The sequence below is a fragment of the Puniceicoccales bacterium genome (genome assembly GCA_031255005.1).
In the GTDB taxonomy this organism is placed as follows: Bacteria; Verrucomicrobiota; Verrucomicrobiia; order Opitutales; family LL51; genus JAIRTH01.
The window spans coordinates 1-22,055 of the sequence record JAIRTH010000002.1 but is presented as its reverse complement, the minus strand read 5'-3'; the positions used below and the strand labels follow the sequence as shown (position 1 = coordinate 22,055).

Annotated in this window: 23 protein-coding genes and 2 tRNA genes; 8 read left to right on the top strand and 17 right to left on the bottom strand. The window is 37.2% G+C overall.

What is annotated here, in order from left to right; translation table 11 throughout:
* From LBH49_00520 to LBH49_00495, 6 genes are all read right to left on the bottom strand, one after another.
* The coding region (locus tag LBH49_00520; protein MDR0351124.1) for a hypothetical protein at window positions 1-342 on the bottom strand (342 nt) is incomplete at its 3' end.
* The gene (locus LBH49_00515) at window positions 288-497 is read right to left on the bottom strand and encodes a hypothetical protein (protein ID MDR0351123.1); all 210 of its coding nucleotides are present in this window, start codon (window positions 495-497) and stop codon (window positions 288-290) included. The genes LBH49_00515 and LBH49_00520, both read right to left, overlap by 55 nt.
* 176 nt (window positions 498-673) lie before the next feature.
* Window positions 674-1,024, bottom strand: coding sequence for a hypothetical protein (locus LBH49_00510; GenBank protein ID MDR0351122.1), 351 nt, complete (start codon window positions 1,022-1,024; stop codon window positions 674-676).
* A gap of 120 nt (window positions 1,025-1,144) precedes the next feature.
* Window positions 1,145-2,764 carry a metallophosphoesterase gene (locus tag LBH49_00505; GenBank protein MDR0351121.1) on the bottom strand — a complete coding sequence of 540 codons (1,620 nt, stop codon included), beginning with the start codon at window positions 2,762-2,764 and terminating at the stop codon, window positions 1,145-1,147.
* Window positions 2,765-2,904: 140 nt separating this feature from the next.
* Window positions 2,905-2,991, bottom strand: a tRNA-Leu gene (locus tag LBH49_00500).
* A 131-nt stretch (window positions 2,992-3,122) separates the two neighbouring features.
* A complete protein-coding gene (locus tag LBH49_00495) occupies window positions 3,123-5,840 on the bottom strand; it encodes a hypothetical protein (GenBank protein ID MDR0351120.1) in 2,718 nt (905 codons plus the stop codon).
* A 248-nt stretch (window positions 5,841-6,088) separates the two neighbouring features.
* Between LBH49_00495 and LBH49_00490 the strand changes: the two genes are divergently transcribed.
* The 7 genes from LBH49_00490 to LBH49_00460 all read left to right on the top strand — a co-directional run bounded on the left by LBH49_00490 (window position 6,089) and on the right by LBH49_00460 (window position 12,601).
* Window positions 6,089-7,546 (top strand): ComEC/Rec2 family competence protein, encoded by a 1,458-nt coding sequence (locus LBH49_00490; protein ID MDR0351119.1) that lies wholly within the window; start codon window positions 6,089-6,091, stop codon window positions 7,544-7,546.
* Window positions 7,547-7,592: 46 nt separating this feature from the next.
* Window positions 7,593-8,582, top strand: a complete 990-nt coding sequence (locus tag LBH49_00485) for a MoxR family ATPase (protein MDR0351118.1) — start codon at window positions 7,593-7,595, stop codon at window positions 8,580-8,582.
* 26 nt (window positions 8,583-8,608) lie between these two features.
* Window positions 8,609-9,520 carry a DUF58 domain-containing protein gene (locus LBH49_00480; protein ID MDR0351117.1) on the top strand — a complete coding sequence of 304 codons (912 nt, stop codon included), beginning with the start codon at window positions 8,609-8,611 and terminating at the stop codon, window positions 9,518-9,520.
* A gap of 76 nt (window positions 9,521-9,596) precedes the next feature.
* Window positions 9,597-10,250 carry a type II secretion system GspH family protein gene (locus LBH49_00475; GenBank protein ID MDR0351116.1) on the top strand — a complete coding sequence of 218 codons (654 nt, stop codon included), beginning with the start codon at window positions 9,597-9,599 and terminating at the stop codon, window positions 10,248-10,250.
* 329 nt (window positions 10,251-10,579) lie between these two features.
* Entirely contained in the window at window positions 10,580-11,071 is a 492-nt protein-coding gene (locus LBH49_00470) for a DNA-deoxyinosine glycosylase (GenBank protein ID MDR0351115.1), read from the top strand.
* Window positions 11,072-11,149: 78 nt separating this feature from the next.
* Window positions 11,150-12,421, top strand: coding sequence for a hypothetical protein (locus tag LBH49_00465; protein ID MDR0351114.1), 1,272 nt, complete (start codon window positions 11,150-11,152; stop codon window positions 12,419-12,421).
* 90 nt (window positions 12,422-12,511) lie between these two features.
* Window positions 12,512-12,601, top strand: a tRNA-Ser gene (locus tag LBH49_00460).
* 46 nt (window positions 12,602-12,647) lie between these two features.
* Here LBH49_00460 and sctU read toward each other — a convergent pair.
* From sctU to LBH49_00405, 11 genes are all read right to left on the bottom strand, one after another.
* Window positions 12,648-13,730 carry a type III secretion system export apparatus subunit SctU gene (gene sctU / locus LBH49_00455; protein MDR0351113.1) on the bottom strand — a complete coding sequence of 361 codons (1,083 nt, stop codon included), beginning with the start codon at window positions 13,728-13,730 and terminating at the stop codon, window positions 12,648-12,650.
* Window positions 13,727-14,521 carry a type III secretion system export apparatus subunit SctT gene (gene sctT / locus LBH49_00450; protein MDR0351112.1) on the bottom strand — a complete coding sequence of 265 codons (795 nt, stop codon included), beginning with the start codon at window positions 14,519-14,521 and terminating at the stop codon, window positions 13,727-13,729. Before sctT ends, sctU begins: the two co-directional genes overlap by 4 nt.
* A gap of 1 nt (window position 14,522) precedes the next feature.
* Window positions 14,523-14,792, bottom strand: a complete 270-nt coding sequence (gene sctS / locus LBH49_00445; GenBank protein MDR0351111.1) for a type III secretion system export apparatus subunit SctS — start codon at window positions 14,790-14,792, stop codon at window positions 14,523-14,525.
* A gap of 75 nt (window positions 14,793-14,867) precedes the next feature.
* On the bottom strand, window positions 14,868-15,746 hold the full coding sequence (locus tag LBH49_00440) for a hypothetical protein (protein ID MDR0351110.1): 879 nt from the start codon (window positions 15,744-15,746) through the stop codon (window positions 14,868-14,870).
* The gene (locus LBH49_00435; GenBank protein MDR0351109.1) at window positions 15,743-16,261 is read right to left on the bottom strand and encodes a metal-sulfur cluster assembly factor; all 519 of its coding nucleotides are present in this window, start codon (window positions 16,259-16,261) and stop codon (window positions 15,743-15,745) included. The genes LBH49_00440 and LBH49_00435 overlap by 4 nt, the downstream gene beginning before the upstream one ends.
* Window positions 16,262-16,264: 3 nt before the next feature.
* Entirely contained in the window at window positions 16,265-17,584 is a 1,320-nt protein-coding gene (gene hisS, locus LBH49_00430; GenBank protein MDR0351108.1) for a histidine--tRNA ligase, read from the bottom strand.
* A gap of 34 nt (window positions 17,585-17,618) precedes the next feature.
* Window positions 17,619-18,365 carry a hypothetical protein gene (locus LBH49_00425; GenBank protein ID MDR0351107.1) on the bottom strand — a complete coding sequence of 249 codons (747 nt, stop codon included), beginning with the start codon at window positions 18,363-18,365 and terminating at the stop codon, window positions 17,619-17,621.
* The gene (locus tag LBH49_00420) at window positions 18,366-18,677 is read right to left on the bottom strand and encodes a diacylglycerol kinase (protein ID MDR0351106.1); all 312 of its coding nucleotides are present in this window, start codon (window positions 18,675-18,677) and stop codon (window positions 18,366-18,368) included.
* Window positions 18,678-18,802: 125 nt separating this feature from the next.
* Entirely contained in the window at window positions 18,803-19,060 is a 258-nt protein-coding gene (rpmA, locus tag LBH49_00415) for a 50S ribosomal protein L27 (protein ID MDR0351105.1), read from the bottom strand.
* Between the two features lie 15 nt (window positions 19,061-19,075).
* Window positions 19,076-19,390, bottom strand: a complete 315-nt coding sequence (rplU, locus tag LBH49_00410) for a 50S ribosomal protein L21 (GenBank protein MDR0351104.1) — start codon at window positions 19,388-19,390, stop codon at window positions 19,076-19,078.
* Window positions 19,391-19,458: 68 nt separating this feature from the next.
* Window positions 19,459-21,726 (bottom strand): M3 family metallopeptidase, encoded by a 2,268-nt coding sequence (locus tag LBH49_00405; protein MDR0351103.1) that lies wholly within the window; start codon window positions 21,724-21,726, stop codon window positions 19,459-19,461.
* Between the two features lie 94 nt (window positions 21,727-21,820).
* Between LBH49_00405 and LBH49_00400 the strand changes: the two genes are divergently transcribed.
* A partial coding sequence (locus tag LBH49_00400) for a glycogen/starch synthase (GenBank protein MDR0351102.1) occupies window positions 21,821-22,055 on the top strand: 235 nt, incomplete at its 3' end.

The window sequence follows — 22,055 nt, the reverse complement described above, 5'->3', positions numbered from 1 at the left end:
ACCAGTACCGACTTGATTACTACTATTACCAGAGCCTTCATTACCAGAGACTTCATCATCAGTACCGACTTGGTTACCATTGGCATTGACTGATTTACCATCAGTATTAGTAATTTTATTATTAATATCCTTAGAATGTAAACTACCTATACCCTGTGTTTGCGTTTGAAGAATATTACCAGTTATCGGTAACGACGCTGGTACATTAGTCGAAGGCGATGCCGATAATGGATTGCCATTATACGCTGACGAAGGCTGCATTAACATATCAGACGAAGCTGGAACAACTATTGATTGATATGGCACGTTATTTGACTTATTATTCTTTTTCTTTTTGGCCATAACCCTCCTGGAATTACTTCTATCACGCCCAGGACTCTTCCTAGAATTATTCCTAGATCTAGTCCTAGCTGATGATCTTCTTCGCCTAGAATTAGTCCTAGACCTGCGTCCACTCCTTTTTCTGTTTCTGGCTCTTTTTTTAGAAAACTTTTCATAAAGAGACCCAGAAAGTCTCCTTCGAGCCGAAAGGACCTGGAACTCAGGCCCACTAAAGACTAAAATTGAAAAAATTATAGTCCACCATTTTGTTATTTTTATTAACTTTGTTTTCATGATTTTTATATTGAAAATTTTACACTATCATATTATAAATTCTATACACATAAATATACTAACCATAGCTTTTTTTACCATTTATATTATGCTTAATCTGACTAAAATACCTGCTAATCTTATTATGCAAATTTTTTCGTTGATTACAACTAAACTGTTTCTGGTTTTTAATAAAACTATGAATTTCTTTGGCTTGACGCTTTATTTCATAACGAACCATTCTACGCCGCCATTTATTATTAATCTTTCCAAATTTATAGCCTGGAAATAAATTAAACTTTTTTTCTGAAAATTTCTTTTTCGCTTCGAAACCGCCATTAAGCTTTTGGGCACCATTACATTGTAATATCTGCACACCAAAGCCTGCCATCACATATAACACCATAGCTAATAATTTCATTTTTTTCATAAATTGTGTCTTCATCGCCATAATTCGAAATAAACCACCTAAAAATAGACATATAAATATTGAGGTGTCAAACTAATAAATAAAAAATATATATTTACAATCTTAACACATTATATGCCATCAATTTACCTTAACATAAAAGTTATCCTGATTATCATTGAGATAGGCACCTATCCCTGCATCACCAAATGGCCCAGGAACAAGTATATTAATGACGGAATTCTGACCAAAACCATTTTTAGCTCCAAAATTCTTCAAACAATAAGGAGGTTTCTTATTATTTGGCGATTTTTCACTGTGATCATGGCCGGTTATGATATTTATTACAAGCCGCGAAAATAATCCACTATGTCTATATTTTGACTCATTTAGAACCGTCAATAACACAGGCAATATCTCCCATCTAGGTCCATGTACCGCAATATTTAAATATAATTTGCTGTGACTACTAACATTGTTGCGACCAAGAGTATTGATGCACTCATTTATGTTATTCATAAACTCTTTAACAATAACATTACTAGAACTTATATTACTATTTCTCGACACAGGTGTCCTTGGATTCACATAGGGCTTTCGGTTACTTAATATATTCAAAATTGCACTTAATTTTATACCAGATTTTATCCATTTATCATGAAATAAAGTGTGGGGATCGTGATTTTTATTTCGGTTTGGAGAATGAGTTGTATTTGTAAAAACTTCCATCGTCGTCCAACTTAAATATCCCATATTATCATTAACCACATAGGGCTCTATACCAATTTTGCACTTTTGATCAGTAAATGCTTGAAGCAAATTACTGCTGACCATATGTATTTTTTTATTATTAGTTTTTATTTTATTAAATTCATCCACAAACTCGATCCAATGATTTTTATAATCGTAGTATCCGCCAAGGAATTCATGGTTGCCTAAACCAAAGATAATTAACTGATCTTTTGGCATACTAGTATCAGTCATTTCATGCAAAAAACTTATCGGCAACTCTTTTTCTTCACAATTACCCCAGGTTCTGGAGCGTGGGGAAAAATCACCATTAAAAATTACGCTGGTATTATTAGACCTATTGGATAATAATCCACGCATAAGAAGCTTTATTCTATCATAATTTTCATACTCTCCATGGGTATCAGAAAACGCTATAAAAGCCTTATTGGCATTATTGACCACATTCGAAGGAACAGTTTCAGATTTTATTGGATTATTGGTTTTTCGATTAATAGCAGCATTAAGCCTTGCATTTCGATGCTTCTGCTGTGCATTTGACAGCCCACTGGGTTGCGCGCCTGGATTTTGCTGTGCATTTGATTGCCCACTGGGTTGCGGTGCGCCTGGATTTTGCGGTGCAGCGGCTGGCATTGACGACATACCACCAACAGGCACTGATGTTGATCCATAGGAATTAGATATATTGAATGAATCATATTTCTTGTTTTCATGCAACAATTTTCTATTTTTGCGGCGTTTCCGCCAAGTCATAGAACGGCTTCTGCGACCACTATTATTCCTTTGCCTATGTAGCGACTTATTCTTTCGTCTCCGTAGCAACCTATTAAACCGTTTACTAAATCGCGCATTTCTTTTATTTTGGCGCTCTCTTTTTCGGATACCACGACTTTCAAGCTTGCGAAAAATATGCCGAATACCAGAAAATGCTTGTTGTTTTGGCCCAAAGACACCCAAAACGGAAAAAATTAAAACCAATAACCTAACTTTTTTCATCAAATTTGCAGTCATATCATTAACTTCAAGCAGAAGCCAAACACAAGGTCAAATAAATGTCAAGCAAAAATATATATAAAATTTATCCATTGATTCACCATGGCAACAGATTTATTATATTAGCCGATGGTTTTATTATGTTAGTCGATGATAAATGGTGCCCGAAGAGGGGGTCGAACCCTCACTCCATCGCTGGAATCGGATTTTGAGTCCGACGCGTCTGCCAATTACGCCATCCGGGCAAGTAACACTAAATCAACCTGCCCACTATGGCGCAATTTGCAAGTAAAAACTGATATAGAAAATAAATCTGCCAAATCTATATATTTTTATATTGAGTAAATTTAGTTTCTTTAGTTTCAATTTTTTTATTTTATTTATGAAGAGAAAATGATTTATCAAAATGGGCTTTGAAATTATATTTATAATTAAGCATAAGTACATGATCCAAATTATCCAATGCCTTAGCTAATATTGTATTTAATGTTTCGTCAGATTGATCCTTATTTTTCGAAAAATTTTTGCAGCTTTCAAGCAATTCTCCAAAAACTTCATTAATTTCGTTTTTGACCGAATCATTGATATTTTCATTTTCTAAAATATCGTTATATATACACTGCAATTCATAGAGAAGATTTGATTTCTTTTCTTCTTTAATCACTTTTTCTTTAATCACTTCATTTTCTGTATAATTGCATCCTATATTATTTATAATTTTTTTAAACACTTTTTCATTCTTAGACTTCAAAGAATTCCAAAGCGTGCTCATCGAATCTTTATCAGCAATACCTATCTGCCATGCATTAAACCTAGACGCAACATAGCCAAGGGTTTTACTACTAAGGTGCCTAATTATCATTATACGCCCGCCAAGCATTCTTGATAAATAGCGAGTATAGTTCTTTTTGAACGTTGACTTACTCCTTTTAAATATCACACTTTCAAGACCTGGCAATGGCTTTATTTTATCCAAGGAATCATTATTGGTTTTTTCTATTTCCATAAAAGATCTACTTATTGTCATACTTCCTAGGGTAGCTATATCGGACAGGGAAGAGTTTTTTACGATATTATTGACAACTTTCGGCGCCATCGAAGATGCTTCTTTGAGAAAATTTGACATAATTTTGCTAAAATTAAGACTTTTTTCATTTTTCTTATCAAAGCCATTTATTTTTTCTATAATTTTATACATTGCGATGCTAAATTCCTCTTTATTAACCAAAGAAAATGGCACTTTTAATTCATAGGTAATGTATCTTCCATTTTTATCCAAAAATGGACCACCTAAAATTTTATGATAATTCCATGCAAAACTAATGGAAAATTTATTAAGAAAATCCACTGGAAATATAGAACCTAACGCTAAAGTAGCAGAAATTCCTAAATCATGAAGATGTTCTGAGCTATGGGTAAATCTTCCTGCCACAGACTTTTTATCCTTTGAAAATTCCAAAAGTAATGATAAATTTTCCAGTTCTATAAACATTTTTTTGAACAAAGAATTAGCTTCTTCACCAGCCTTCAACTCAGATTCTGTGCTTATTTTATTGTTTTTTACCATATCACTAAGAACTACAGATAATAAAATATAAGTCTTAAACACATTTAAACGGCCTTTTACACCTAACTCATTTTCATGTTTATGTTTCAACTCTGTCAGTGATTTTTCTAAATTTTTTTTATCCTTGCTCTTTTTATTTAATTTTGACAAACTTTTCAAAATAGAAATGTAGTTACGAAGCTCACCTAAAATTAAATAGGTCATAAACAGTATCTTTTGATTTAAATTTTTATCATCTTTTAATTGTTTTTTTATTAATGAACCATAAATTTTATTATTCACTTTTATAACATTTTTGATGTCTTTCACGCTTAAATTATCCACGGGTGAACAATCATCACTAAGTAACGATAAAAACGTACAAGATTTTTGATAAACTGTATTCGTATAACTTGGCTTAACTTCAAATCCTGCATCAATGGCAAATTCGATTTCCAAACTCAATGCTGCAGCCAAGGATCCAGAAATACCGGATATGGCACCATCGGCACGCGTGATCCGTGGCCAACGAACATGTACATCAATGGGTATAACTTTGAGCATTTTTAAAAAATCTTCTATATCATTACTAAAGATACTCAGTAATTTTTCCTCCTTTTGTTGTAATTTTTTGCGACTGTCTAAAAGACTAACAAAAAGACCTTCGTCAACACAACCTTGAATATCTTCTTTTTCTAATTTTTCCGCATCTAACATTTGCTCAATGGAAAAGAAAAGAGAATCATAGGCCATCTCTCCGCTAATGCTTGCCGAAAGGGCAACAATTTTGCTTGGAATACCAAAATTTAAACCAAAAGAAACACCACCTTTACGCGATATCTGATACAAAGAATCAGACCCTTCATCTTTTTTAAATTCATAGCTTGCTCCAATCTCTGCATTACAAATACCTGGCACGGTAGGAATATCCTTTTTCAAAGATTTAGTTTTATGAACACCTGTTTTAATTAATTCATTTTCAATCTCTTCCCTACTTTCTTCTAAAATTTTTGCTGCGATTACACTCGCTTCTATTGTATTTGTGATTTTAACAACTCCATTAATGAATTTTGCTAGAGAGTTATAAATAGTAGTACTGTTATTTCCTTCAATAAAACTGCATATTTCTTTAAGAGACTTTCGAATTTTACATAATTTTTCAAAATAAGGATCACTCTTTTCATCTGCTTCTTCTTTTTCATTTAAAATTTCTAAAACTTTCGAAAATTTTTCATTTAGACTGGTTTTAAAGTTTATTGATCCAAGAATTTCACGAAAAATAAAATTATTCTTATTTTCTACATCTGGATCTTTATAGAAATCAATGACTTTTTTTAAAGCAATAATCAAATTATCTCCTTCGAATAAATCGACAATCAAAGGAATATTAGTGTCATTTTTTATTTTTTCAAAGCATTCATCCGTAATGGTGAAGCCATCATCAATTAGAGATTTTAATGATCTCTTATATTCGCCCTTATAATCATTTTTTTCAAAAAATTCCGATATTCTCTGAAGTCGCACATCAAAGGGCATATTTTCTGCCATGAGCGGCTGTATAAAAAAAACGATAGATAAAGTGCACACACAATGCCATAATAAATCAAATTTTTTCATCATTATGCATAAAATTATTTAAAAATTTATAAATTTTGCAGTCATATTATATATTTTTGTGTTGAATAAATTCGTTTTCGCTGATAGACGCTTTGTAAATTTTCAGTAACGGCAAAAAAATATTCGAAAACTATCCCAGCCTATTATTTGTTCTTGGAGCAGTAATAGCAGGGATAATCTTGTCGCAAAATTCTTTTGGCATACATATAATCCTCGCCATCGCCATGGTTCTTTTGACAATGCCAGGTCCAAAATTAGTTCGCCTTGGACTCATTGCCATTGCCCTGGCCGCCCTATTCCATGCTAAGCACCAAATCAATAAACCTCCTGATTTCATCGACGGTAACAAGCAATACATGGAAATACAAATACTTAAGGTTGCTACCAAATACTTTCGACGAGGACTCCATGCCTACGGCAAAGGCATTATAAAGGATGCAAAAAATAAGGAAATTATCGGTCAAACCATATATTTCATGCTGAAAACAAATACTGCGGATCTATTTCGATCCCAATCTTTCAAGACCTATGCCAACGTTGAAAAAATAAATGGCCCGACTAAAGCCAACTCATTCTTTTCCTATCTGCATAAATCTAAAATATTTTTGTACCTATCGAATGGTTATGTGGAAAAAATAACCGACAAAGGGCTTAAAATATTCCATCTCTGTCTCATTGCCCATAACAAAATCAACGAAGAATTTACTAAAAATATGACCAAGTCATTTCTTAATATATTGCCAGGCATGCTTTTGAGCAGTAAAACAAATCTATCCAGAGAACAAAAAGATATGTTTCATGACACCGGCACAGCTCATCTTCTAGCTGTCAGCGGCCTGCATGTGGGAATAATCGGGTTTACCATCGAATTCATTCTGCGGATGTTTGGCCTTGGGAAAAAATTAAGAAGAATTCCCTGTATATTGATCATTTTTGTATATCTAGAAATAATAGGATCACCGCCGTCGGCATTTAGAGCATTCACCATGTTAGCATTCTACTGGAGTGCCTGCTATTTTAATCGAAAGCCAAACACATTGTCCGGACTCATCAACACAGCCCTACTCTCTCTTTTGATGGACCCAGTTCTAGTATTCGATCCTGGATTTAGGCTATCCTATGGAGTTGTTTACTATATAATACTGCTTGGAGTGCCGCTGGCAAACAAACTCAAGTCTCGGATAACCATAAACAAATTCGTTCCAAAGGATGAAATAACCATGATTTCTAAGTTGATGAAAAAAATCACTTTCAGTGCCATCGATTCGTTTTCCATTTCCATTGCAGCCAATATGGCAAGCATTCCATTGACCTTTGAGTATTTCGGCTCCATAAGTCTGGTGGGTATAGTGGCAAATATAATAGTCATACCCATGGCCTGGCTTGTCATCGTCGCCGGAACAGTCACAATGATATCATTGCTAATCCATGCAAATTTTCTTATGAATATATCACTATTTATAGCCGGTACCTGCGTGGCGGCCATTGAAACCATACTCATGTTTTTTGTAAAAAATATGCCGCTGTTTTGGAACCTAGACACTTCGATTCACCACCATGGCACAACTATATTTTTCATTGGCTTATTCATATTGCCATATATTAACCTATATTTTCAAAAAATCCAAAAATCATAGTTGCATTGTAAGCCACTGATTATATTTTTATTAGACAACATTTGTTATGAGCGGAGATTTAGCAGAACTTAATAATAAGATAAGAGAATCTTCTAGTTGGGTATCACTATTGCGAGACGAAGTTAGCAAAATTGTTGTGGGACAAAGATATATGATCGATAGGATCATCGTTGGCCTATTGGCTGGCGGCCACATATTGGTGGAAGGTGTACCTGGTCTAGCCAAAACCCTGTCGGTTAAAACCCTTTCCGATGCAGTTAAGGCCGATTTTCGAAGGATACAATTTACACCGGATTTGTTACCAGCAGATATAGTCGGCACATTGATATACAATCCCAAAACCGCCGAGTTTGTCACAAAAAAAGGTCCAATTTTTGCAAACATTGTGCTGGCCGATGAAATAAATCGAGCACCGGCCAAGGTTCAGAGCGCTTTGCTCGAAGCCATGCAGGAAAAACAAGTTACCCTGGGTGAAGAAACCTTTATTTTACCAAAACCATTCATAGTGATAGCCACACAAAACCCTGTGGATCAAGAAGGTACTTATTCTTTACCCGAGGCTCAGGTGGATAGATTTATGCTAAAATTGAATATAGAATATCCAAGTATTTTGGAAGAAAAACAGATAATGTCGTCCATGGGAAAGATATCATTGATGCCGAAAATTAGTCCAATCATCAATCCTGAGGTAATCCTAGAATCAAGGAAGCTTTTGGATGAAATATACATCGATGAAAAGGTATGCGATTACATTATAAATATTGTCTTTGCCACCAGAAAACCCAGCGATTTTAAGTTGGATATGGATAATTTCATTCATTTTGGCGCTTCCCCTAGGGCGACCATTGCTTTGGCCCTGGCTTCCAAGGCTTGGGCATTTCTCCAAGGCCGAGGTTACGTTACACCAAATGATGTAAAAACCATTGGAATGGATGTCCTTAGGCATCGAGTCATCGTAACCTATGAGGCCGAAGCCGAAGATATGTCATCGGAAACCGTGGTATCTAAGATCCTCAATACAGTACCTGTGCCATAGAATGAATCTATGAAAAAGACGAAAAAATGTCATACAACAACGAAATCACCAGAAAAATACTGAAACATGTTCGGCGTCTAGAAATAAGCACTGATCGGTTACTTGATGATCAACTGATTGGCGCATATAAAAGTATATTTAAGGGCCAGGGTATTGATTTCGAGGAAGTCCGCGAGTATGCACCAGGTGATGACGTGAGAACGATAGATTGGAATGTGACCGCCAAGATGGATCGTCCATTCATCAAAAAATTTAAGGAGGAGCGAGAACTCACCATGATGATCATCGTCGATATGAGTGGTTCGATGGACTTTGGCAGCTCCAGGAGTAAACGAGAAATAGCCACGGAATTGGCCAGCTTATTCGCATTTTCAGCTAATAAAAACAACGATAAAGTAGGCCTGATACTTTTCACGAACATCATAGAAAAACTAATCAAACCAGATAAAGGAAGAAAACATTCGCTACGCATAATGCGCGACATTTTATTCCATAAACCCACTGGCAATGGAACGGATTTTGTAGGTACTCTTGGCTATGTGAACAACATTCTGAAAAGAAAATCTATAATTTTCATAATAAGCGATTTCTCCACCGACGAAGTGGGCCAAAAATCCGATGACATGATAAGGGCTTTGAAGCTCACGGATAGGCATCATGATTTGGTGTGCGTAAAAATAAGTGATCCCAGAGAAATTTCCATCCCTAACGTCGGAATCTTAACCTTAGAGGATATGGAAACCGGAGAGATACTAGAAGTGGATACATCGAACAGAACATCGATAAAAAAATACGCTAAATTAATGAAGGAAAAAGAGTTATATTTTTGCGATAAATTGAATAAAGCTAAAATAGATGTCTTGAACATATCCACCGATGAACATTATATAAAATCACTGGAAAATTTTCTTCATGCTCGCAAAAAACGAAAAAGTTAGGTGTCGAATATTATTTGACAGATTTGTATGGACATATGATCTCTAATCCATACAATTAGAAAGGCTTGGGCTAGATATGGACAATCAAAAAAGTGGTTTTACACTGGTGGAGTTGCTTGCTTCAATAGCAATCATAGGCATCCTCACATCCATGCTTGTGCCTGCAATAAACAAGTTCATGGAAGAAGGCAGAAAAACCAAAGGCAATAATGCCTTGAGTCAGATAGCCAAGGCCTATTTGCAATATATAAGTACCAATAAGGATGGCGCTACCATTGACAAAGCCGACAAAGTAAGTGATTGGGCATTCATTCTGGCAAAGGCTGGCTGTCTAAATGATCCAAGAATGTACATATTTCCAGATGATATTGGCATCAATAAAATAACATCAAAAATGATATGTGTACCACCCAATGGCACACCTGATGTCGCTTTCGCCAAAGCAACAGCCTTCAGTGTCAATGTGGCCATAGGAATCCCTCCGGATGCAGATCCTTCCATAACACCCATAGCCTGGACAAGAGGTCTCCAGGCCAATGGCAAATGGTCACCATCTGGCGTCTATGGAGATAAAGGCGGATTTATTGCATTTTTAGACGGTCATGTGGAATGGTTTCGCGATCTTGGGACCGATGCCACCGAAGGAAAATTGGTAAAAAGCAGTGATGGCTCGCCCACAAATAACATCCTAGAAGCTCTCCATGGCGGCACCTCTATCCCCAGCCTCTAAAGCCTATGAATATGACCTTATCAAGGATGATTTCGGCCATAAACACAGCAACCTAATCCTCCGAACTGGTCATTATTTCATTGTTGATTGATAAAACATTTTTCCACAAATTGGACCGTTTTACCCATAGGCCATATAAATAATGCAATATATCTTACTGTTAATTAAAAAATATCTCTATATGTCTCTAATTTTTATTCATTATCTGATGGATACTTCTCTCTTCCTTGGATATTTTTATAATATATTGCTAATTTGATCATATTTACGAATATGAAACACTTCAGTTGTATAATAAAACATAAAATCAAATCTAAGTAACAATAAAAATGCGAATAGATCATCCATTTTCACCAATCTATGATGAACATTCCAAAATACTTATTCTGGGATCATTTCCATCGCCGAAATCCAGAGAAGATGGATTTTATTATGCTCATCCAAGGAATCGATTTTGGGAAATATTGGCATGGATTACTAAAACCACTAAAATTCCAAATAATATCAATGAAAAAAAATTATTTCTGTTGAAAAACAAAATCGCCCTCTGGGATGTCATAAAAAGCTGCGACATAGAAGGATCTGTCGACAATACCATAAAAAATGCCATTCCATCTGACCTGTCAATGATTTTAAAGAGCTCTAATGTTAGACAAATATTTCTCAATGGCGGCAAAGCCCACGGACTATATAAAAAACACTGGCCCAAGTACATCTCCCTTGAGGCTAAGAAATTACCTTCTTCTAGCCCGGCAAACGCATCCTATAATATATTAAAATTAATCGCGGACTGGAATATAATTTCGCCATATCTTCGATAATTTTCGTAAATAAAAATCCTTGCTATCTTCATTTATTTTATCTATAAACTATACTATAAATTTAAAAAGGAAACAATTATGAAAAGTTTGACAAAATTAAAAATATATATAATAGGGTTAACTGCTTTACTATCAACGTATTTGATGAGCTATCACAGGGCCGTTGGTGCCATCAACACCGAAGATGGCGGACTTGAGTTCATGAAAGCCATGGTCTCAAAAAAACAAAATACTATAGATGACATCGAACAAGAAGCCTTTAATCGCACGTCTATGGTACAAAACAATAGTAATATAACTAAACCATTCAAAGAGTGGATTGATTTTATTAGTGGATGTACTGTCAATAATAAATTCCGTTACAGTAGTGCCAAAGCATTCAGAAGTGGTAACGATAACGACAAAAACACCGAATTAGAGACGTATCATGACTATATTCAAGTGGTATTCCCTAACCATTCTCAATCTAACCATGCCAATAGAGATTTATACCTAAATAGTAATGCCCTTACCATCGATAGATCTAGTGCATTGGATACATTGAACGATTTGATGAAACAAGATAAGACATTGCTATATAAAATTAAGCTGAATATGATGCTAAATGCTTCCCGCATGTTTAAATTCTGGGGATTAGAATATGCCACAGATAAAAGAGACAAAATCATACTACGACAAGGCAGTTGGGCTGGTGCTGGAATAAAACTTTCACCTAGTGATCATAATAATCTGCGAGTGACAAGAGTTCTGAGCGCTCTCAAAATTTTCAAACTTCATGAAATAGAAACGGCATTTATAGAAGCTCTTGCCAACAAATATGGAAGACTAGAAGCTAATGCAAAAGTGTTTAATATCTGGCTAAATACAGCCTATCCATCATCATATAGTAATAGCAAAAACAAAGACAATAGCAAAAACAAAGACATAAGAAATAGGTTATACAACATATGGAAAAACAAAAATTCTAAACCATTGACAGAAGCGAATAAACCCAATCCAGGCTTGCAAAAAACTCAATCATCACCAAATATAACGCACAACGCAAACATAAATACTAATGTAAATACCAGTGCATCAGTCACAAATTCTAGAGAAAAAAGTGGCAATTTAAGTGCAAATACCAGTGCATCAGCCACAAATTCTAGAGAAAAAAGCGGCAATGTTAGTGTGGATAAGAAAAGATCCAAACCAAATGCTAAGAAAAACTATAGCAAAACCAAACAAAAGAACAGAAAGAACAGAAAGAATAAAAAGAATAAAAAGAATAAAAAGAACGGAAAGAACGGAAAGAATAGAAAAAACAAAAGAAATAGAAGAAATAGAAGAAATAGAAAAAATAGAAAAAAATAAAGCAAAAGCGTAAAAAAGGCCTAAGCCAAAGATTTTAATGGCAACGAAATAAATTTGTTGTATTTGTTGTAGGTCCAATGGCTTTATCTTGGAGAGGTGGCAGAGTGGTTGATTGCGCCGGTCTTGAAAACCGGAGTGCCAGTAATGGCACCGAGGGTTCGAATCCCTCCTTCTCCGCCAGGCACAACAAACCAAAATAAAGCTTCGTCGATTTCAAAATTGACTTCTAGGACTGCCCTTCCAGTCCAATACCCTGGGCATGTTCCTCTTTCATATGTTTGACCCAACGAAGGACTTCAGCCACTGGAGCGATTAATTCGCCAGGGATAAATTCTAAAACATCAGCTGTATCCATTAAAGCATGGGCCAATGGCACATTCCTCATTATCGGCACATTGTTTTCTCTCGCAATCGAAATCATTCGTTCGGCCACCTTTCCAATCCCTTTTGCCAAAACCAACGGCAACGGAAATACCGATAGCTCCATGTCATATAACAATGCCACGGCCAAATGCTCTGGATTTGTAACCACCACGCTGGCCTTTTTCGCCCGCTGGGGCGGATCTTCTTCCATCATCTCCCGATGAATCTGCTTCCTCTTGCCCTTGATCTGGCCATCTCCTTCGGACTCCTTATATTCCCTTTTAATCTCATCCTTCGACATCATTAACTGCTTCGTCCAGTTCCTCTTCTGGAACGCATAGTCGATAACAGCCATGACCATATAGGCAAATATGACATTTTTCGCGAACATGTTCATTATCGGGCCAAGCACATCGATGATACCGCCTATACCACAAAAAGGCAATGATAGCATATCGTCGATCACGCTTTTCACCAACATATACAGCAAAATTCCAAGAAATAATATTTTCATGGTCGATTTGCCAAATTCAAACAGATTCTTCATCGAAAAAATCTGTTTGGCCTTAGCCATCGGATTGATTTTACTTATATCTGGCATTATTGGCTTCATTGTAAACAATAACCCGACCTGGGCAAAATTTGCTGCGATACCAATGATCATCACCATGCCAATCATGGGCATTATTATCAACAGCATTTTTAAAATAATTCCCCACATGGCATGCCTAAAATAATCGCCAATCTGGGGGCCAATGTAATAGGATGGTATGAGTAAAATTTCGCAAAGATTTTTCATATGCCCCTCCCATCCCATTCCAATGTAACAAAATATTCCGATGAGCAACGCCGTAGAATTCACATCGGCGCTTTTGGCCACATTCCCCTTCTCCCGCGCATCCCGCATGCGCTTCGGCGTCGGCATCTCTGTTTTATCTCCGCTCATTTAAAAAATTTGTTTATGAACGCTGACAACTTTCCCTGGGAAAAAAAGTAATACTCAAACAGTTGCCCAAGGAATGAAAAATAAAATAATAAAAAAAACATTGATAACCAACTCTTTACAGGCATTGCCAGAAAAAATACATTCAGCTGTGGTGCAAACCTGCTTATCATTCCAAGGCCAAACTCAGCCAAAAATAAAACTATCAAAATTGGACCAGCAAGGCAAAACATTACCTCCATCATCTCATCGGCAAGGGCTAAAAAAAACGTCGGAAAATTTGAATCAAATTTCGGATAAAATGTGAATACTGGCCATAAAACATAGGTCTTGTAAATCATTTTTATGAAGAAAAAAAATCCACCAAGCATGAAAAATAATACGGTTATCATCTGAATCAAAAAACTGCCAAGTAATGAAGTTTGCGAACCAGCCACTGGATCAAAAGTCGTTGCCATGGAAGAGCCTCGCTGTATGTCTATGATAAAACCAACGCTATCTGCCACAAAAAATATGAACCCACCTAAAAATCCAAGTAACACACCAATTATCACCTCCTTGCCTATGGTCGCGATGAATACCCAAAGCGGTAAATGCTCCAACTTTGGCAGCGTCGGATACAGGTATGGAAATAATGGCAGCGCCATGCCAAAAATAACCACTCCCCTTCCAATTCCAACGATGAATTGCTTCGAAAATGCTGGCAACAACGAAAGTGCTGCAGATAACCTGACGATGCACATCATCATCACCATGAAAACCGATGAAAGATTACTGACTATACCAGAATTCATTTTAATTCAACAAGCTAGGGAACAATGTGAATATATTATCGGTAAATGACAAAAGCTGCCCACCAATCCAATAGGCCGATAATGACAATACCAATACCGTGGCTATCAACTTTATGGCAAACCCCAATGTTTGCTCTTGTATTTGCGTAAGTGCTTGCAGTAGACTGGTTAATAACCCAACAAATGTGGCCACAAGAATAGGCGGCATGGACAAAATCAGCACCAATATCATTGCCTTTGACGTAATATTTATAATGAAACCTTGATCCACACACTACACTCCCTAAACTAATATTATAAAAAGAAGCCAAGTTATCAAGTTCATATCGAAATTATTGTGGAAAAATCACATAAAATTCAATTCCTGTTGGTTAGTTTTTACATGACGAGCCAGCGACTTTAGCGAAAATTTTTCAATGATTGCATCCATCGCATCGACATTTTCTTGTATTCCTGAATGCAATTCCACATCGCAAACTTCATCATCCAGCGATATTATTTTGCGGTTCAACTGAACCACAACTCCAGCCATAAGTAATTGCTCCATAACGCGTTTTGGTGTTATACGATCTATGTTTTGAAAAATTGTATCGAGGTTTTCATAGGCGGTCAAAAGCCTTACCGCTGTCTTTGGCCCGATACCATCCACACCTTTCACATTATCACAAGCATCACCGACCAATGATAAGTAATCCACTATCTGTGAAGGCTTTACGCCAAATTTTTCCAAAACTCCAGCCTCATTTAATTTTTTATAATCTCCCATTTTATTGGAATTTGATAAAACTAGGAATACATTTTTTGAAACACATTGAGCCAAATCCTTGTCATTGCTAACCATCAGTACCTGGTTTCCGTCCGCACCATATTTCTTTGCTGCAGAAGCAATTATATCATCTGCCTCGGCACCAGGATGCTGGTGAATGCTATAACCAAAGGCATCACAAAGTTCTTTTATCAATGGCACCTGAACCAGTAATTCCTGCGGCACATCTTTCCGATTGGCTTTGTAACCAGATGATAACGATTTTCTATAACTTGCGGTGGCGGAATCAAAAAAAATCGCAATGGAGTCTGGCAACTCCATTTTTTTTAATTTTTCCACGATTTTTATGAAGCCAATCGCCGCATTAACTGGAATTTTTTCATCTCCTCCGGTCAACAAAGGTATGGCGTAAAAACTCCTAAAAATCAAATTGAATGCGTCAATCAAAAGATATTTCATTGCAAACCAAGTTCCATGCGACCAAACTCCGTCATCATATCTCTGTGCCAAGGCGGATCCCAGACAAAATTGACAATGACTTCGGTCACGGTACAGGAAGAGGAAATAACATCAACTACTTCTTGTTGAATAACTTCACTCAGTGGGCAAATGGGCGAAGTCAAGGTCATTTCCACCATAATTTTTATGCAATTTTCATCACAATGAATCACATCAATGCCATAGACCAAGCCTAAATCCACAATATTTACGTTAATTTCTGGATCATTTACCGTTTTCAGCTGCTCCCAAATGAAATCCACATCCGGAACCATATCGCCAAGATTGGAATCTTTTTTAATGGATTCATCAAATAACTCCTTGTTCATCTTATAGTTACCAGTCAATGTGCAAATTTCAACTTCACTTCCATGGTATCCAAAAATCGACCCAATTGTACCTTTTTCCAGAACAACTTTACGGGAAAATTGGTCTAGGCAATCGCAACTCGATGCCAATTCAAAAAATTTCTTCACAATTCATTTTAATAGCTCATCCAAAATTTTTAGCAAATCACTTCTGGCAATAACCACTTCCTTTCGATCACTCATGCGACGAACTAGCACAAAATTAGGCACATCTGGAACATTGGCTGAGTAAATAATGGCTATTTTTGCATCGGCCGCGGCAGCCATCTTCAGTTGCCGATGAGCATCAACTCGCTTGATCGAAAACTCCGATGACAGGCCATGGTTTCTCAACAAAATAACGTCCCCCATGGCTTCTCTTTTGAACTCATCATCGAAAACCATAAATACATCCATCGATTTGGTTAGATTAGGAATTAACTCCTTCTCTGACAATAAGTTAGCCAATGTGACATCTCCTATGGCAAAGCCCACCGCCGGCAATTCAGCATAGCCCATTTTTTTTGTGAGATCATCATACCTACCTCCACCGGCTAAAGCCCTGGATTTACCAAGGCGCTCGAAGGCCTCGAATACAAATCCTGTATAATAGGCAAGTCCTCGGACAATGGCCATATCAAGAACCACATATTCCTGTAGGCCAAACATTTCGATGTATTCCAATAGTCTTGATAAATCCTCGAGGCTCTGGCAAACCAATGGCTCCATTGCCAAAGTAAATAATTTGCAATTTGCCAATCTTTCGTAAATTTCCTCAACGGTTTTTGCCGCGATGAATTCATTTATTTTTTGCAACAATTCAACTCCATCAAGACCCAAAGCGTCCAATTTTCCCACAATGATATCCATCGGCTCTTTGTCTGATTTATCTATGATATTCAATATGTTAGATGAATCTGCCATTGGAATTCCATGAAGCTGAAAAAAAACACTCCAAAGCTTCCTGCTACTTAATTTTATATGAAAATCCTGATCTGTCAAACCAAAAGACCTAAGCACAGATATGAGTAAGGCCATCGACTCGGCATCTGCCAACACATCTGATTCCCCAAAAATATCCGCGTTGAATTGGTAAAACGAACGCAATCGCCCTTTTTGAGGCCGTTCATATCTATATAACTCGCTGATATCGAACCACTTAATCGGCCTTTTAAGTGAACTGGCCTTCGAACCAACCATTCGAGCCAAAGACGGTGTCATTTCCGGCCGCATGGCCACCTGACGCCCACCTTTATCCGTAAAGCTAAATAGTTGAGACACAATCTCTTGGCCAGATTTTTCTGTGAATAATTCCAACGGCTCTAGCACCGGACCATCATACTCCTCAAATCCAAATAACTTCGCCGTATCGCGAATTCGTTGAAATATATAATTCCTCTCGGCGCAATCGGCCGGATAAAAATCTCTAAAACCTGGAAGAATGCTAAACATAACGCCCCAAATATCTTAAAAATTTAAACCAAAATCAATCATTTTCACCATCAAAAATCTCATCCGACGGCTCCATATATAACAACCGCCCACAAGCCTCACAGTGACAAAAGGTTTCAGTACGCCTTAGAGCAACCAAAGTATCATTGGAAATCCTAATATTGCACCCCTTGCAGCGGCCATCCATCACAACAACCACCACAGGCATACGCTTTACTCCTTGCCTAGCAAGATCATACATTCTCAGCAAATTTTCATTGGCCACCGTTTTTCGCATACCTCCAATTTTTGCATTCAATTCCGAAATATTTTTCTCCAGATCTTCCTGCAATAACCTATTCTGCAACAATTCGTTACTAAACCTATTCAGACATAAATCCACTTCCGTGGCCATCCTATCTCGTTCAACTTTTAGATCATCCAAGGAGTAAAGCAGCATAACACTATCATTTTCAAGCTGTTCGATTTTCTCCTCCATGGAAATAATCTGGTTTTGCAACAGTGCATACTCTTCTTTTTTTTTCACCGAAGCCTGTTTAACCTTCAATTCTATCAACTTTTGCCCCATTGATTCCATTTCAAAATTCACCCGATTGAACTCCATCTCTGCGGCAGAACTACTTGCTTTTAAATCAGATAGCTTCTTTTTTTCATCGACCATAGCCCTTTCAATTTTCGCTCGTTCCTTCGGCAAATTTTTTAATTTCTCGGAAACAGAAACCAGCCTACTGTCATAACCTTGCAGTATCAAAATTAGATTAACTTCTTCCCGGCCAATCATTTAATAGCCAGATATACCCAATATAACCAAGGCATTGACTATGGCAATAAAAACAGCGGCACTACCCACATCTTTGGCTTTTTTCGCAAAACAATTATACTCCGGAGACATAAGATTCACAATATTTTCTATGGCAGTATTCAACGCCTCGGTAACTAATATCATAAAATAGGAAATAACCACCAAAAATAATTTTACACCAACTCCTAACCACCACAATATCAACGGGAAAGAAATAGTTCCAATGATCAATTCAACTAAAAACGCCCTCTCTTTGCCTAAAACTTTTAGGCCTTCCATCGAACATTTCATCGGAAATAATACAAATTTATCAAACATGGCAGCAGCCACCATCCATCCACTACCCTCGCTAATTTATCTCCACAGTTAAAAAACAGACAAAAAAATGTTTTCGCAGGCAAAACCTCTACCCTTCGCTATTGCTTTACAGCAGAAGATATTACATGAACTTTTCGATGTGCGCCATCCCACTCAACTCTTCCATCGGCCAACGCAAATAAAGTGAAATCTCGCCCTAAACCAACATTTTTGCCAGGATGAATCTTCGTGCCTCGCTGCCGCAAAATTATACTTCCGGCCAAAACAACCTCGCCAGAATATTTTTTCACACCAAGCCTCTTGCTATTACTATCTCTACCATTCCTGGAAGTTCCTTGACCTTTTTTATGCGCCATCTATCTTCCTTTCATTCAAGCTGTTATTGATTCAACCTTTAGCACAGACAATTCCTGGCGATGCCCCCTTCTCCTGGCATAGCCCTTCCTGCGCTTCTTTTTAAATATACGCAACTTTTTCCCGCGCTTATTCTCCAAAATCTTTACTTTAACCACAGCACCAACCACATAGGGTGCACCAATTTTAACTTCATCGCCAGATCCAATCACCAGAACCTTCTTTATATCAACAACATCTCCGGCTTGGGTTCCAACATAGCGATCCACAAAAACAATATCACCAGCTTTAACGGTCAACTGCTTCCCCTGGGTCTCAATAATAGCTTTCATCGAAAAAAAATAACGGTTCCATCACTAAAAAATGCCTTTGATTAAATGCAAGACTTTTTTTCCTTTTTTTATTTTTTTTCTTTTTCTTTCCCTATAATACTGGATTTCAAACAACCTCGCCGAAACAGAAATGGCTTAATATCAGGATCTCTTTGGGCAAAATTCCTAAAACTTTCCAGTGGATCCACGCTGTCTCCCACACTCAATATCTTGTTCCGAAATAAATTGCCCACCTCTCTGGTGACAACATCTTGGTGTTGAAATATCGTAAATGCATCTGCATCAAGTACTTCTGACCACATATAGGAGTAGTATTGCGACGCATAGCCGCCGCTGAAAATATGGCTGAATTGACACATGATGTTGTTAGGTTTTTCGCTATAATCTATGGTATATTTGCTTAAAACGGCATCAATATCACCATCTAAACTCTTTGATGAATGATACTTAGAATAATTGCCATGTAATTCTAAATCCATTACGGTCAACTCCAGTTGCCGCATCAAAGCTAAACTTTCCATGAACGTACGTGATTTCAATAATTTATCGAACAAATCATCCGGAATTGGCTCTCCGGTGGCATGATGCTTAGCAAAAATATCCAATGATCTGCGCTCCCAACAAAAATTCTCCATCAACTGTGAAGGCAATTCTACAAAATCTATGGCCACATGATAACCATTTATGGATGGATATTCCACATTGCCAAACATCAAATGCATAAGATGGCCAAATTCATGAAAAATGGTGGCAACCTCTCGATGCTGTAGCAGCGACTGCTCTCCTTGGGTAGGTTTTGTAACATTCGCACATATAACACCCACAGGATGTTGCCATCCGCCACGGCTGTTCAAACCACCATCGATGAGATCACAACACCAAGCCCCAGAATGCTTATTTTTTCTAGGATATAGATCAGCAAAAAATCCACCAATGAAATCGCCATTGTTCTCAAAAATTTCGTAATATCTCACATCTTTATCCCAAACTTCTATGCAATCCATTGGACATTTATCATCTTTTGATTCAAGGAACGCGGTTTTTTTTTCGATTATTTTTATGCCATATAATTCCTCCACTATTTTAAACAGTCCACTCATCACATGATTGATTTCGAAGTATGGCCTCAATTGCTCCTTATCAAAATTATCTAATTCATGCTGCATCTTCTTGTGATATAAATAGGCCACATTCCATGGAGTCAATTCACCCTTCGGATCTGCATGGGCGTAAAATTCCTTGGCATAGTCCTTCAATGAGAACACATCTTCATTGAATTGCGATTTCGCATTCTCATAGACCTCTGCTAAAAATTTATCCACATCAGCTTTGGTTTTCAGCATATTATGCTTTAGGGCAAAACTGGCATGGGAATCATTGCCCAATAATTTTGAACTTTCATCTCTCAATGTCAGTATTTTTCTAGCCATATCTCGGTTCGAAAATGAATCATCTCGGCAAAGATTTCTGGCTTTCATCAATATTTCCTTTCGCAATTCTTCATTACTCAGATACCAAGCATAAATATTAATATAGCTATCCTTCAATGAAACTCTATACTCTCCGGGCCTTCCAGCTTTTTCAGCATCCTCTGCCATGGATTTCATCACCGATTCAGGCAGTCCAAGCAATTCATCTTTGGTAACAAATTTCTCCCAGGCATTCCTAGCCTGCAATACATTATGCCCGAATTCATAGCATAGCTGCGAAAGTTCTTCATCTATCTTCATCAATCTGGCCTTAGATTTTGCGTCCAAATTGGTACCATGATCCATAAAAAAATCAACGACGTTTTTAAGGAGTCTTTTTTTGGTAGGCGATAGCTCGTTTATCTTTTTGGATTTGGCACAGGCTTCAACCCTTTTCCACAGCTCTTGATCCAATGGAATCGATAGAGTAAATTTCGATATTTTGGCCAAAATCATTGGCATTGCTTTGGTTATTTCATCACAATTGGCCACGGCATCTAAATGCCCAAAAAAGTTAGAAAACTGTGACAGCTCTTCATTGATATACTCCATAGCCACTATGGTGTTTTCAAAACTAACCTGATCCAAAGGCATTGCCCGAAGAATAGCAATTCTGTCCTGCGCCAACCCTATGGCATAATCCACATCCCGAAGGGCAGATTCTACATTCAACCTACTCCATCGAATGGGTCGCACTTCATGACAAAAGGGATGAAATTCATCCGAAGAATTATTTTCATTAGCTTCAACAGGTTTCATAATATTATTCATTTCAACAAGATTATTTTTGCTCCCATGGTCAAGGGAAGATCGCATTAACTCAATGGAAATACCAAAAGCTACCAAAGCCAAGAAAAACAAAATCATGGCAACAAAAATATAAATGGGGCCATGTTTGCTTCCAAAACTCTTGCGCATGCTTCTACATCCTATATATTTAGTATGGCAATTTTCAATAAGAATGTCGAGAAAATTGAAAATTTTAATGGTTTCTCCGGAATGTGTGCCATTTGCAAAAACCGGGGGTTTAGGCGACTGCGTAGCGTCATTGTCTCTGCATCTGGCTGAGCTTGGTCACGACATCCGTGTAGCCATGCCATTCTATGCCGAAGTTAAATTGCCAAAATCTGCCAGTGCAAATCTGGAGCCTATGATAGTAAACCTGGGCCACGGTACTGAATATGCCAGGCTTTGGG

Bases quoted from the DNA above. Each gene is read 5' to 3' on its own strand.
- LBH49_00465 (MDR0351114.1), top strand. From the start codon at position 11,150: ATGAAAAGTTTGACAAAATTAAAAATATATATAATAGGGTTAACTGCT.
- LBH49_00440 (MDR0351110.1), bottom strand. From the start codon at position 15,746: ATGAAATATCTTTTGATTGACGCATTCAATTTGATTTTTAGGAGTTTT.
- LBH49_00485 (MDR0351118.1), top strand. From the start codon at position 7,593: ATGAGCGGAGATTTAGCAGAACTTAATAATAAGATAAGAGAATCTTCT.
- LBH49_00405 (MDR0351103.1), bottom strand. From the start codon at position 21,726: ATGATTTTGTTTTTCTTGGCTTTGGTAGCTTTTGGTATTTCCATTGAG.
- LBH49_00470 (MDR0351115.1), top strand. From the start codon at position 10,580: ATGCGAATAGATCATCCATTTTCACCAATCTATGATGAACATTCCAAA.
- LBH49_00425 (MDR0351107.1), bottom strand. From the start codon at position 18,365: ATGATTGGCCGGGAAGAAGTTAATCTAATTTTGATACTGCAAGGTTAT.
- rpmA (MDR0351105.1), bottom strand. From the start codon at position 19,060: ATGGCGCATAAAAAAGGTCAAGGAACTTCCAGGAATGGTAGAGATAGT.
- LBH49_00510 (MDR0351122.1), bottom strand. From the start codon at position 1,024: ATGAAAAAAATGAAATTATTAGCTATGGTGTTATATGTGATGGCAGGC.
- rplU (MDR0351104.1), bottom strand. From the start codon at position 19,390: ATGAAAGCTATTATTGAGACCCAGGGGAAGCAGTTGACCGTTAAAGCT.
- LBH49_00420 (MDR0351106.1), bottom strand. From the start codon at position 18,677: ATGAAATGTTCGATGGAAGGCCTAAAAGTTTTAGGCAAAGAGAGGGCG.
- LBH49_00505 (MDR0351121.1), bottom strand. From the start codon at position 2,764: ATGACTGCAAATTTGATGAAAAAAGTTAGGTTATTGGTTTTAATTTTT.
- sctT (MDR0351112.1), bottom strand. From the start codon at position 14,521: ATGAATTCTGGTATAGTCAGTAATCTTTCATCGGTTTTCATGGTGATG.
- sctU (MDR0351113.1), bottom strand. From the start codon at position 13,730: ATGAGCGGAGATAAAACAGAGATGCCGACGCCGAAGCGCATGCGGGAT.
- LBH49_00515 (MDR0351123.1), bottom strand. From the start codon at position 497: ATGAAAAGTTTTCTAAAAAAAGAGCCAGAAACAGAAAAAGGAGTGGAC.
- LBH49_00480 (MDR0351117.1), top strand. From the start codon at position 8,609: ATGTCATACAACAACGAAATCACCAGAAAAATACTGAAACATGTTCGG.
- hisS (MDR0351108.1), bottom strand. From the start codon at position 17,584: ATGTTTAGCATTCTTCCAGGTTTTAGAGATTTTTATCCGGCCGATTGC.
- LBH49_00475 (MDR0351116.1), top strand. From the start codon at position 9,597: ATGGACAATCAAAAAAGTGGTTTTACACTGGTGGAGTTGCTTGCTTCA.
- LBH49_00495 (MDR0351120.1), bottom strand. From the start codon at position 5,840: ATGGCAGAAAATATGCCCTTTGATGTGCGACTTCAGAGAATATCGGAA.